At 57.6% G+C, this 12305-nt stretch carries 9 protein-coding genes; 2 read left to right on the top strand and 7 right to left on the bottom strand.

Annotation, left to right across the window (positions count from 1 at the left end):
* Positions 1 to 3 precede the first annotated feature (3 nt).
* Positions 4 to 1146 (top strand): RHS repeat domain-containing protein, encoded by a 1143-nt coding sequence (locus Enr13x_RS39910; protein WP_145389838.1) that lies wholly within the window; start codon positions 4 to 6, stop codon positions 1144 to 1146.
* Positions 1147 to 2376: 1230 nt separating this feature from the next.
* Here Enr13x_RS39910 and Enr13x_RS38250 read toward each other — a convergent pair.
* The 3 genes from Enr13x_RS38250 to istA form a co-directional block, all read right to left on the bottom strand.
* Complete coding sequence (locus Enr13x_RS38250) at positions 2377 to 2529, bottom strand: hypothetical protein (RefSeq protein WP_197455367.1); 153 nt, start codon at positions 2527 to 2529, stop codon at positions 2377 to 2379.
* 63 nt (positions 2530 to 2592) lie between these two features.
* Positions 2593 to 3375 (bottom strand): IS21-like element helper ATPase IstB, encoded by a 783-nt coding sequence (gene istB, locus Enr13x_RS26115; RefSeq protein WP_197455366.1) that lies wholly within the window; start codon positions 3373 to 3375, stop codon positions 2593 to 2595.
* A complete protein-coding gene (istA, locus tag Enr13x_RS26110) occupies positions 3368 to 4939 on the bottom strand; it encodes an IS21 family transposase (RefSeq protein ID WP_261344153.1) in 1572 nt (523 codons plus the stop codon). Before istA ends, istB begins: the two co-directional genes overlap by 8 nt.
* A 686-nt stretch (positions 4940 to 5625) precedes the next feature.
* Here istA and Enr13x_RS26105 point away from each other — a divergent pair.
* On the top strand, positions 5626 to 7329 hold the full coding sequence (locus Enr13x_RS26105; RefSeq protein WP_197455364.1) for a polymorphic toxin-type HINT domain-containing protein: 1704 nt from the start codon (positions 5626 to 5628) through the stop codon (positions 7327 to 7329).
* 228 nt (positions 7330 to 7557) lie between these two features.
* Here the strand turns inward: Enr13x_RS26105 and Enr13x_RS26100 are convergent, their stop codons facing one another.
* From Enr13x_RS26100 to Enr13x_RS26085, 4 genes are read right to left on the bottom strand one after another with little or no spacing between them, the layout of a single operon-like run.
* The gene (locus tag Enr13x_RS26100) at positions 7558 to 8787 is read right to left on the bottom strand and encodes a mandelate racemase/muconate lactonizing enzyme family protein (RefSeq protein WP_145389835.1); all 1230 of its coding nucleotides are present in this window, start codon (positions 8785 to 8787) and stop codon (positions 7558 to 7560) included.
* The gene (locus Enr13x_RS26095; RefSeq protein WP_145389833.1) at positions 8784 to 9728 is read right to left on the bottom strand and encodes a DUF6807 family protein; all 945 of its coding nucleotides are present in this window, start codon (positions 9726 to 9728) and stop codon (positions 8784 to 8786) included. The genes Enr13x_RS26100 and Enr13x_RS26095 overlap by 4 nt, the downstream gene beginning before the upstream one ends.
* Before the next feature lie 18 nt (positions 9729 to 9746).
* Positions 9747 to 11081: a Gfo/Idh/MocA family protein gene (locus Enr13x_RS26090; RefSeq protein WP_145389831.1), complete on the bottom strand. Its 1335-nt coding sequence runs from the start codon at positions 11079 to 11081 to the stop codon at positions 9747 to 9749.
* A gap of 13 nt (positions 11082 to 11094) precedes the next feature.
* On the bottom strand, positions 11095 to 12069 hold the full coding sequence (locus Enr13x_RS26085; protein ID WP_145389829.1) for a DUF6807 domain-containing protein: 975 nt from the start codon (positions 12067 to 12069) through the stop codon (positions 11095 to 11097).
* Positions 12070 to 12305: the final 236 nt, after the last annotated feature.

Here is a 12305-nt window from a genome sequence, read left to right as displayed (position 1 = left end):
GGGATGCTCGTCCATCGATCATCCCGCCGTCAAACCCTTCGACGCCGTCTCGCGCGCCACCGCGCGGGAGGCGTTAAGTCGTGCGCCGATTCAAAACAAATCCGTAGCTGCAAAACGGTCAGCCCATCATCTTGCATACGCGGCAAGTCACGTACTGAAAGTGACGCATCATCAATCAAGTTGGCGTTTCGCTATCACGGCACCCAACAGTACAGTGTTACCGCGCTGACGGATTCGAGTGGGACGATCAAGGAACGTTACGCGTATGATGCGTATGGCGGGTTGTCGATCTTCGATGGGAGTGGAACCGCGCGTACATCAACGGCGGAAGGTAACCGCTATACCTACACGGGCCGCGAGTGGGACGACGTCCTTGACCTCTACCACTATCGGGCGCGGATGTATGATTCTGTAAGTGGGCGGTTCTTGAGTCGTGATCCGATTGGGTATTCAGGTAGCACCTGGAATCTCTTCGAATTGGTTCAATCAAGTCCGCTTGATTCACTTGATCCGTCTGGCCTAGTCCAACTGTGCAGTGAATTACTATGTGCTAAAAAGCGATGCATCGACAAGTCATCGCTATCCGATTCCTCTAAGACTCTTCTGAAGACGTTCGCAGACAATTCTTTTCAGGAGTGCAATAACGAGCTCGCTCCTTATGCCGTGGCAGAAGCTGTCAGGCTAGCGTTGCTTGAGCTAGGGCTTGATCTACAGCCTGACCCGTTTCGCGTGGATGAGGACAAAGCGGGATTAACAATACACCAGATTCTTCAAATCCTGGGGTCCGGTATCAATGCTACGCCATCAGTAACGATATCTGGTTCGCGTGCATGGACGATCAGGCTACCCAGTGGCTGGGAACTGAAGATCTACGAGCAACCAGGTGGGTCTTTTCGTGCAGCAGTCGGGAATCCGACATTCAGCGCTTCGCATGTCGTTGATGCAGCATGTTGGTTGTCGGGAGTCAGCCCCAACGGAGCAAACTCGGAATCCTACGGGGGTTTCGTCGTTCATGACGCAGGCTATGCAAACCAACTCGAGAAGCTGCGGAAGGCGGGATGCGGATGTCTCAACGCAAGCTTGTTTTCTCAATTGCTGGCAAACCCAAATTTTGGTCCAGGCCCGACAATCGCCCCTCGGAACTGACTCAACCGTGACAACGAACCCGTACAAGCCAAGCGACCTTCAGAACATTCTACTTCGTCGCACTTCATGGTTGCGAACAAGTTCCGTACTATCCGTTTATGCAATTGTCGCATCGCTGTTCGCCGCGTTGTACCTTAATCGCCTTGACATTGGACTCAAACTCTTCGTGCGGAACTGCCTGCGAATGCTCTGTGGTCCGTTAGGTGTGCCAATTGACATCACATTCGTACCGCATGCAGGTGTGAGTTTTCCGTTTCTGGTCTTTGTCGTTGGTGGATGTTGTCTACTTGGCTTCCTTCTTCGGTTTACGTACTTAGGTCAAGTTTCGATTTTTGTTCACGGTGGATTTGCGTTTGTTTGGTTTGCAGTGGGCTTTATTTCATCACTGGCAATTTAGGACTTTTCAGGGTATCAGCTGTCAGGTACCGAAAAGTGAGACTGGGCAAAACAATGTCAGCGGCTAATGACTGATCAAGCGGCGGACGATTGACGTGATCACAGGACCGAGTTGACTTCCGCCGCAATGGGAGGGCGCTAGGCCTTGCCATAAGATCGATCGCGCACCTTCGGACAAGAAAGAACGCCGAAGGCACGGCGGGCACGATGCCCGTCGACTGAAACCCGTCGGGGACAGGATGTCAGTCGGAGAACGATGGCAGGGAAGCGGGAAGGCAGAGAGGGAGACAAGGAGAGGGGGAGACAAGGAGTGGTAGAGTGATGATGGTGGTGGAGTGATGTAGCGGGCCATCGTTCGGCGACCGGAGTAAGGGAGGGATCGACCGAGCGGAGCCGGCGGCCCGCGGAGGTGGTGACAGCGACCGAAGGATGAGGGTAGCGCCGAGCGCGAGCGAGCAGCACCGACGCCGAGGGCGGAGCCCGATAAAAACAGTGCGAGGCAGGATGCCGAGTTCGTTATCAAGAAGGGCGAAAGTGACCGCGTCCGAGCCCAAGCGAGGTAAGCCGGGAACGAGACGCTCGGTAAACCGTCATCCGACAGCTTGTCTGTTCGGCCAAAGCCCTCTGCGAATCACCGACAGGCTCCCCGGCAGTCACAGGCATGGCGTCCGAACCGTTGGTGTGCAGCCTTCAGGCGCTCTTCAACGAAGCCTTCGGCGCCCCCACAGCTGAACGAGGATCGGCTGAAGCCTAGACACCAACGGCTCGTACCCGCCGGTCGTCCCAGCGAGCAGGGCACACCTGGGCAGATGGAACGGTTACCTTCAATTCATTTTACCATTCTTGATCGTCGCGTTCGGTCTCACCCGCATCGGCGAACAGCCGATGCTTGCGTAGCCTGCCTTCGATGGATTTGGCCAACATCGAGCACGAGACGGCGATCAGCGACGGTATCAAATTGTCACGGGGCGCTTCAAAAGGGACCACCGATGGGCGCTTTTGGTCCCTTTTGAAATTGGTGGTCGAGATGTCGGCGATTGATCGCCGCGTCTATGGTTTCTTTTCGGCTTCCGAGCCGGTGGGCGCTTTGGCCCCTTTTGAACTTTCTGGACCTTTTCCGAGGCGGTAGCTCCGCCCCGTGATTTTCATGATCTCAGCCGACTGCAAAAATCGGTCGAGGATCGCGCTGGCGCTCGGTACATCACCGATCAGTTTGCCCCAATCTTCCAAGGGACGATTACTCGTCATCATGGTGCTGCGGACTTCGTGGCGGCGCATGATGATCTCGAACAGGTACTCGCCGCTTCGCTTGGGAAGCTGCTTCATTCCCATGTCATCGATGATCAACAGATCTGGTTTGAGATAGCGGTTCATCACCTTCTCTTCACCACCGATCGCTTCGTCGTGCAGGAAGTCACGTACGACATCAAAGATGCTCCGGTAGTACACCGATGCGCCACTACGGATCACCGCATGCCCGATCGCTTGGGCGAGATGGCTTTTGCCAGTACCGGGAGGACCGCACAACAGAACGTCACGTGATTGACGCAGGAAGTGCCCACTGGCCAAATCGAAGATCCTCGTTCGATCGATGCTTTTGTTGAAGGAGAAATCAAAATCTTCCAAGCGACGGACATCGCGAAAGCCGGCTCGCTTGACGCCCCGAGCGATACGTCGATCACCACGCACAAGTGACTCGTCTGCGAGCACCAGTTCTAAAAACTCCAAGTGCGTCAGCTTGCTCGAGACAGCTTCGGCCAGACGCACTTCCAGCGTCTCGGCCAAGCCGCTCAAACGAAGTTCGCGAAGCGTCCGGGTCAATGATTCATTCATCACTCTTTCCTCCTTGAGATTGATACAGGTTCCTTTGCACACACTCGTGTACGAATTGGTCATAGCTTGCCAACGGACGGATCAGTTCATGATCTTCTAAGAATGGCATCAGTTGCTGGACGGCTTCCTTGCGCTTGATCAACCTCCGAAGCGTTCGGAGGTGGAAGTCACCGTGTCGCCAAGCGATGTCGCACGCCTGTTCGATTTTGTCGTAGCGATGTTTGTTCGCAAGTTGGATCAGCCCGTGCAGCACGCGATGTCCGGTGATGCCACGCTGCTCCAGCATGGCCTCACTCCAGCGGGCGCTAAAATTGCCGATAGCCGAGGCTTTTCGCAGTAAATACCCCGTCCCACGCTCAATCGAATTGATTTTTTCGCTTGCTATATGTTGTGGATTTGTGTTGTGCTTTCCGGCGACGCTACGTGCGAAAATCGCGATCTGCTTCAAGTCATTGTCAAGTAATCGAACCGTGCGCGAATCCCAACGCACCCAGACGGAGTAACCAACGTATTCAGGTGGCGCGCTGTAGTAGGCTCGTTCCACCGCCACGTGACCATCGCGACTGACCTTGCGCCGACCCTCATAGAAATTCGGGAATCGATCGATCCGAAGCGGCTGCAATGTCGGCTTTTCGGTTGTTTCGAAATGCGTTCCGACTTGCTTCTGTGTCGTGCCGTGAATGCGTTTGTCGGCGACGTTCGATTCCCAATTGGCAAGGTAGTCATTCTGTTCACAGAGTGACGTGAACGACTTTCCTTTGAGTGCGTTCTCCTGGACGTAGTCGACGCCACGCTCAACCTTGCCTTTGTGCCTTGGCGTGTAAGGACGCGTCGGCAAGACGGTGGTGTTGTAGTGATCGGCGAATGCCTGGAGCTTGGGAACCAACTCGGGGTCGTACCAGTCTGGATTCTTGACAGCCGCCTTGAGGTTGTCGATCACAATCACCTTGGGCACTCCACCGAAGGCCACGAAAGCGTTCTCCAGTGCGGTGATGAACTCATCGGTGGTTTGGCGGTAGACGACTTCGGCATACCCCTTTCGTGAATGACTCAGCACGACGCGCAGTACATGGGTTTTCCGTCGTCGACCGTTCTCATCGATGACCGGAGCGCCGGTTCCAAAATCGACTTGCGCTTCGAATCCAGGCTCGACTTCGAGACGGCGAAACGCTTCGGGTTTTTCGGTGCGGAGTTTCTTGACGAATCGACGGACGCTGTAGTAGCTGCCCTGGTAAGCGTGCTCTGTTTGCAAGTCTTGGAAGACCCGCTGAGCGGACAACCCTGCGCTGAGCATCTGCTCGATCGCCTGGCGAAATGGCTGGCACTGGCTGGGCGAATAGGGCACCAACTGCTCGCTTTGCTTGTCCAACTCGGTGACCGGTTCACCCGCGGCAATCCCGGTGGGCGCGCTGGTCCCTTTTGGATCCGAATTGGGGGCAGCTTCTGCCGGGTTACCGGCCAATTGCCGTCTGACGGTCTTGCGATCGACACCGACTGCTGCAGCGATCTGCCTTTGAGACAATCCCTGTTGATGTAACTGCTTAATAGAATTGGACTTAGTCACGCTTAAATGATTGGCCACCGGATACCATTTCTCCGTTTCGCGGGATGCAAAACGAGATACGGTAGTTCGGCCAATCCCCTCACAGTGTGGAGGACTTTGAAGCGCCCATTACTGGTCCCTTTTGGGCGCCCCGTGACAATCAATACGTCTTCCCAGGTCATCTTATACGTTCCTCGAGTGAAAATCGGATCCAGCGAAAGCCTACGTCGACGGACGCTCCAATCCGCTCACCAGACGACGGATGTCGCGCAGTCCTCGTGAGACCTGTGCGGTTCAGGTGGACTTTGCAGAATGCACGCGTGAGGACAGAGATCAACGGGGCATGCCGGGCGATCCGGCTGAGACAGCGGGCGCGCGGGCTGCCAATGTGTGTCGCGGGGGGCGGGATGGTGTATAAAGATGAGACGCGGGTGTGATCGTGTCGATCGCGCGCTGCGAGACACATCCCATTGCCCAACGGTGCGAATTCACTGCCAAGCGTTGAATCTCGGCATCGAGCATTGCGGTGGCGCGAATGTTGCAGGCAAGCGGTGTTCCAAAAGCAAGCTAAGTTCCCTCACGCAAGGGGCGATCCGATGGACCGCAGACGTTGTCATTCTCTCTTCCAGGCGTCGTGTGTTCTGACTGCCATACCACTGTCCCTGGTGTTTTGTTCCTCAAGCCGCCTTTTCGCCGGGGACGGCAAATTGAATTCCGGCTCGCTGGTTCAAAAGGCCTTGCGGGCCGAATTGGACGGCGACAATGAAAAGCGCGAGATGTATTTGGTCAGCGCGATCAAGCAAAACCCCAACGATCCGGCTGCGCGAGGACTGGCCGGGTTTCTCAAACAGGATGATCGATGGATGCCCGCCCAGCGATCGGCATCACTCAATGCGTCAGACGATGTTCTCTATCGATACAGTTTTCTGAGGGATCGATACGCCGGCACAATGGCTGGCGAGATTGCGTTGGCGCATTGGTGTCGCATCAACGAAATGGAAGATCGAGAGCAGCTGCACTGGAGAAACGTCATCGCAAGCGATCCCACCCATGACGAAGCACGGAAACGACTCAAACTGCGGGAATTCCGTGGCACATTAATGACCAAGGAAGAAGTGGACGCCTACAAGCAATCGTTAATCGATGACAAGCGGGCACTTCGCAAGTGGGAACCGACGCTCAATCGATTGCGGAGAGAACGGGATGCGTCTTCATCGGACCGGGATCCGGATGCCTGGAAGGGGTTCGCCGCGATCGATGATCCCGAGGCTGTTCCTGCCATGGAAAAACTGGTGCGACGTGTCGACACCGACTTGCAGTATCGTCTCGTCGACACGATCGGCAGCATCCCAGCCCAAGTCTCCGCCGACGCGCTGGTTCGACTTTCGCTGGAATTGAAAGATGCCGACGCCAGACAGGCTGCGGCAAGAAAGTTGTCCGAGCATCCGGTCCATGCCTATGCACCGCAGTATCTGAATCGATTGGAGTCACCGATCCAAGCGGTGTCCAGCCTCAACGCGATCGGAGACACAGTGATCAGCCATACGCGATTGCGACAAGAGAGGCCCGACGACGCGATCAACCTGTTCCAATCGACCAACGCAGCCTTGACGGTCCAAGACCCGCGATTCCGCGCCACCCCCGCGTATCGGCAAATTGTTGCCCGTGAAGTGGCCTTGCATCGTCGTAAAATTGCCGCGACCGAACGCGTCGTGGCGCAGAAGAATGCACAGACCAAGCAACTCAATGGTCGGATCTTTACCGCGCTGCGCAATGCCACAGGTGAAGAGATGGACGATGTTCCGAGCCTGTGGTGGGATTGGTGGAAGCACTACAACGAGTACTTGGTCGCCGATCACAAACGAGAATACTACTTTACGAACACGGATTATCGTCGGCGTACGATTCGCGCGCCTCGACCGCGTCGCTGTGAGTGTTTTCCGGCGGGCACCCTGGTCCACACCGAAACCGGAAAACGAGCCATCGAAGGCATCCGTCCGGGCGACAAGGTGCTTTCCCAGGATCTGCAGACGGGAGAATTGTCGTATCGGCTGGTGCTTCAAACGAGCATTCGACCGCCGAGCGACACGATGCAGATCACGGTCGGCGGGGAGCAGATCACCGCAACGGTGGGCCATCCGTTCTGGGTCGTCGGGCGCGGATGGACGATGGCGAAAGAACTCAATCCGGGAGATCGCCTTCGCACGATTCAGCGGTCGACTCCGATCGATGTCACCGAAGGAGGTGTCGACAGCGAAGCCCATAATCTGATCGTCGACCAGACCCATTCGTATTTTGTCGGGGACGCAGGCTTTCTGGTCCACGACAACATCATTCGCGAAGCATCGAGATCCCCGCTGCCCGGCTGGAACTCCAACGATTTAGTTCACACAACGGCTCTCGCCCGATGACAGATTCTGTGCGGGTTGTCGAGCTAGTCGAGGTTCCGAAATTAACGCGTCCATGCCAGACGCGACGCGTGAGCAACGAGTGGAATATGAGTGTCGGATCTCTTGCAGTGGGATAGGCTTCCAGCCTGTCATTCCAGCATCGACAGGCTGGAAGCCTATCCCACATGTTTTCCGTGCGTCGAGTGGCCCCTTGCATACGCATGCGGGCTTCGATCGACCGGCCGATCGTTACTTCAGCAGTTTGTCTCCGCCGCTGCGTTTCATCAGTTCGAGCAGCTGTTGCTCATCGACTTCGATGCCCAGGCCGGGGCCGGTCGGGACGTGGACTTGATCCTTTTCGATTCGCAGCGGCACCCTGAGGACGCTGGCGGTTAGAAACTGGTCGCCATTGAGTGCGGCGGGCTTGTTCAACCCGTAGGCTCCGTAGAGTCCCAAGGTTGCGGCCAGTGAAATGTCGGGATCGGTCAACCCGCTGCCCAGCCAAATCAAGTCGTGTTGCTGACAGAATTCAATTTGTTGCCGCGCCGAATGCAAGCCGCCGCAGCGAGACGGTTTCATCGCGACGCCATCGCACATTCCCGCTTGGTAGAACTCGCGCAGATCGGTCGGACTGATCACCCCTTCGTCCATCAGAATCGGCAACGCGGCTTGCTGTTTGAGTTGTTGATAACCGCTGATCTGATTCGGCTTCAGCGGTGCCTCCAGCACATCGACACCGGCATCGGCCAATCGCGGCGCGGTGGCCAGCGCGGCGGCCGGATCGTAGCCGCCATTGGCGTCCGCCCAGAGAAAGCCCTCGGGGGCGTTTTTCCGCACGCGTCGGGCCAACTGGATGTCGAATTCAGGATCGGGCGCCACCTTGATGTTGAAATGGCGGTACCCGCGACGACGGCCCTCTTCCATCACTTGATCCACATCGGCCAGTCGCTTCACGTTGACGGTCCAGCTGAGCGTGATCGGTCCACCGGGTTCGCGCCCCCACATCTGCGCCAGCGATTGACCGCGCACCTTGCCCATCAAGTCATGAAGCGCCAGGTCCACGCCGGCGCGGGTGATCGGCATGCCGGTGGTAAATCCGGGCGCGATCACCGAGTCCATCGCCGCCAGGGCGCCGTCGATGTCGGTCGGATCGCGGCCGACCATCGCCGGCGTAAAATACTCGCGCAGCACGATCGTGGCCGTCTCGAGGGTTTCGTAACTCCATTTTGCGATCGGAATGCTCTGGCCCCAACCCACCGTTCCGTCGTCTGCGGTGATTTTGATCACGATCGCTGCACGCCCCAGCGAACCGTGCGGCCCGGTAAAGAACTTGAAGTAGCCGGTCAGCGGATAGCGCAAGGGGAACAGCTCGATGCGATCGATCTTCATGGTGGCGGGTTCCTGCCCACGGGCGAATCGAACAACCGGGGCAGCCGCCGCCGCAACCGCCGCCGCGAACTCGCGTCGATGTAGTTTCACAGTTTGTCCTCGACGTATTGGCGGTAATGTTCCGCAACCCGGCCCGACTTGGCATCGCCACGATGAACGAACACCCCGACGCGACCGTGCAAGGACTCGCCGGCGCGGAGTGTGAACTTTGTTCCGCTCCACTTTTCCGCGCGACGTGGTCCGAACGTGCCGTACTCGCGCGTCAGCCACTGAGGCGGGGTGTCGTCAGGATAGACGAAGAGGGCCAAACCCTCGGTTTCGCCCGCGACGGTGTTGGAGTAATCGATCCAACGAGCCGTCTGGTCGTTCGTGCCGGCCTGCCCGCGTCGCCCTTCGTCATTGGTCAACACGCCACCCTGTTCGCCGCTGAATTGGGGATGCATCCGAACATACGGCCAAGCGTAGTGCACGCCATCGCTCAGGAACTTGACGTCACCCTCGTGCGGCTGCAAGTTCCAAGTCAAATCGAAGAAGTACGCACCGTTACCGAGGGCGACGAGGCGCAGTTTTCGATGCTCATCGAGTAGGGGCCTGTTGTCATCGACGATCCACTGCAATTCGATCTCAATCAGCGCCGTCGCGCCTTCCGTTTTCATTTCACTGAAGCGTTGGTGACGAATGAAGTGACGAAACCCATCGGCTGGTTTTGACGGACGCCGCAAGTTTTTCCAGCTGTGGTAAAAATCCACTACTGGACCGTCACCCATCTGCACTTTGTCGGCAATCCACAGTGATCGGTGGTGCGGATAGGGATCTGGTCTTTGGACGGTCAGCAGTTTTTCCGAGGGACTGCGAAGCGGCCAAAAGTGCGGCAGGGCAAATTCATCGCCGAACTGGTACGCCATCGCCGGCTGGCCTTCGACCCGGACGACCAACTGCTTGGCCTCGTCCTGCAATTGCAGTTCGACCGATGGTGGTGCGGCAGTCGCGACGACGACCGTCAGCCATCCTGCGAGCGACAGAAATCTCATTCATCTTGTTCCAGCGAGTCAAACGGTCCACGGTTTACGATGTTCATAGTCCAGCATGTCGTTGGCCGCTTGATCGTCGACGAACCGCTCGGTCACCGGGTTCCAGCGAAGTTTTCGTCCCAGCTTCATGGCCAGATGCGTGATCACGCAAATGCTGTTGGAGCGATGTCCGACTTCGACCGGACAGATCGGCTCTTGGTGTGTCCGCATGCACTGGAGAAAGTTCTGCATGTGGTTGTCACTGTGGTAGAGATGCACTTCACCCTCACCGATCGGCTCTCGCAGAATGCCACCCGGCTGGGCGGTCAAACTGGAGCGAGTGACCACAATCGATCCGGCATCTCCTTCGAACGTCACACCGGCCGGTGTGCCCGAACTGGCCAACAGGTTGACCCCGTCGGCATAGCGTCCTTCGGCCTGAAACTCGGTGTGGACGTTGAACAATCCGCGGTCGGGGAATTCACCACTCGCCTCCATCTCGACCGGTCCGGAATCATCGGAGTCATGTCCCCATTGGGCGATGTCAAACATGTGCGCGCCCCAGCCGGTGATCATGCCGCGGCAATAGGATTCGATCTGCAGCCAACCCGGTCGACTGAAGTCCGATTGCGGATGCACACGATGTTCGGTGTAGGGCATCCGGGGTGTCGGGCCGAGCCACATGTCGTAGTTCAGTTGCTCGGGAACCGACATCGTGACGTCCTCTCCCGTTCCATGATCGGTCGGCAGTTGGACGCGAATCGTATGCAGTTTGCCGATGCGTCCGCTGCGAACCAGTTCACAGGCCAAGCGAAATCGGTGATCGGAACGTTGCTGCGATCCGGTCTGCAAGATGACATTGTTTTTTCTCACTGCCGCGACCAGTTTTTGCCCTTCGGCAATCGTATGGGTCAACGGCTTTTGCAAATAGATGGCCTTGCCGGATTCAGCCGCGGCGATCGCGACCAATGCGTGCCAGTGGTCCGGCGTCGAAATCGTCACGCCGTCGATGTCTTCGCGTGAAAGCAACTCGCGATAGTCGTCAAACATTTCGATCGTCGGTCCGGGACGATCGGTCAATTTGTCTGAATAAATCTCGTCGCATTGCTGTCTTGCGTGCTCCACCCGCCGCCGATCGAGGTCGCAGACGGCCACGATATGGGCGTTGGTCTGCGGGTCCAAACCGCTGCGCAAACAGGCATTCATGTCCCCATGCCCCATCCGTCCGGTACCGATACAGCCGATCCGCAACGTATTGCTGGGCGCGTCCTTGCCCAAGACGTAGGACGGAACGATGGTTGGAACGCCGATGCAGGCGATCGACGCGGCGGATGCTTTGAGGAAACCGCGACGGCGGATCGATGTCGTGCCCATGGGAGTCTGGCTCTCAAAATGAAGGGGAAGATTGTAGGAACCTTGTTTGTTCTGTTTTCAGGCGTGCCGCGTCCCAGCGAAGCGGATGCACGATCACTCGATAACGCAGCGTCATGCGTCCGCCCGGTTCGATCGTCATCGGTTCATCGTTCAACAGGGCAGCGTTCATGTAGCCCGTGACGGGGCTGCGGATGATGTACCAGGGCGTGGGGTGGCGGGGATTATCGGGATGATCCAGAATCGCCATCCCAACCCGATCACCGTCGATGACGCCGCTGTAGTCGATTGAGCTCGCTCGGCTGCGGTGCCGGTCGCCAGGTCCGAACTGCACCGGACCTTGATCACTGGATGCTTGACGATCACCCAACGCTTTGGCGAAACGGACCGACAACCCCGCATAGCCGCCCCACGATTGTTCCTTGGGCGGCGTGCGGTCCAATTCCACGCTGCCGTTGCCCGCGGTGAACTGGGCCGTCCAATCCAAGGTGTATTCGTCGTGGGCATTCGGGGCGGAGATGTCGATCCGTCGTCGTTCGCGAAGCACGACTTCCTCGTCGCCACCGGCATGGTAGGCCAACGCAAGCAAGAGGCGGGCCGAATGATCATCACGCGTTTCGACCTGGACGCCAGTCGTCTCGGTGCGTCCGGCCGGCTTGCCCGTTTGTCGGTCATGTTCCCAGTAGTTGACACCATTGATGTATTTCCAACCGAACCACAAACCGTGATGCCATGCATGATCGGGTGGCTGATCCCAGGTCAGCACGCGGCCGCCCCCGGTGCTCAACGGGTGAAAGTACGGAACATCCAAAGTGGCGCCATGATTGAATTGCCAAATGATCTGTTGCCCACGAACGAGCGCGACCGACGACTCCGAGCGATCCCAACGCAGCGGTGACGGCTCGGCAGTGACGACGTTCGTGCACAGGACCAGAGTCAGCGCCATGGCCAGAGTCAGCGGTAGAGAATGCGAGACGGTTGCGCGCGGCATCGACGACTCCTCTCGAGGTGGACCTTTCAATGGTGTTCAAACGAGCCGCAAACGGCGTGCCGTTTGAACGGCAGGCTCCCACCCGACTCAGGGCAGAAGATGGCAAACCAGCAGCCCTTCACCCCCAGAATGATCGGACAACACCGCTCCAGGGAAAAAATCGGAAACGGAAAAAATCCTAGCGGCCGCGAGCCGGACACATGCACCGCATTGATCGACCCGTTCGCCCGTGCGGA

This window comes from Stieleria neptunia (assembly GCF_007754155.1).
In the GTDB taxonomy this organism is placed as follows: Bacteria; Planctomycetota; Planctomycetia; order Pirellulales; family Pirellulaceae; genus Stieleria; species Stieleria neptunia.
The sequence above is the reverse complement of the archived record's forward strand: the minus strand, read 5'-3'. Positions and strand labels throughout refer to the sequence as shown.

What these genes read in the sequence shown, in the direction of transcription:
- istB (WP_197455366.1), bottom strand. Translation starts at nt 3,375, where the DNA reads ATGAATGAATCATTGACCCGGACGCTTCGCGAACTTCGTTTGAGCGGC.
- Enr13x_RS26090 (WP_145389831.1), bottom strand. Translation starts at nt 11,081, where the DNA reads ATGGGCACGACATCGATCCGCCGTCGCGGTTTCCTCAAAGCATCCGCC.
- Enr13x_RS39910 (WP_145389838.1), top strand. Translation starts at nt 4, where the DNA reads ATGCTCGTCCATCGATCATCCCGCCGTCAAACCCTTCGACGCCGTCTC.
- Enr13x_RS26095 (WP_145389833.1), bottom strand. Translation starts at nt 9,728, where the DNA reads ATGAGATTTCTGTCGCTCGCAGGATGGCTGACGGTCGTCGTCGCGACT.
- Enr13x_RS26085 (WP_145389829.1), bottom strand. Translation starts at nt 12,069, where the DNA reads ATGCCGCGCGCAACCGTCTCGCATTCTCTACCGCTGACTCTGGCCATG.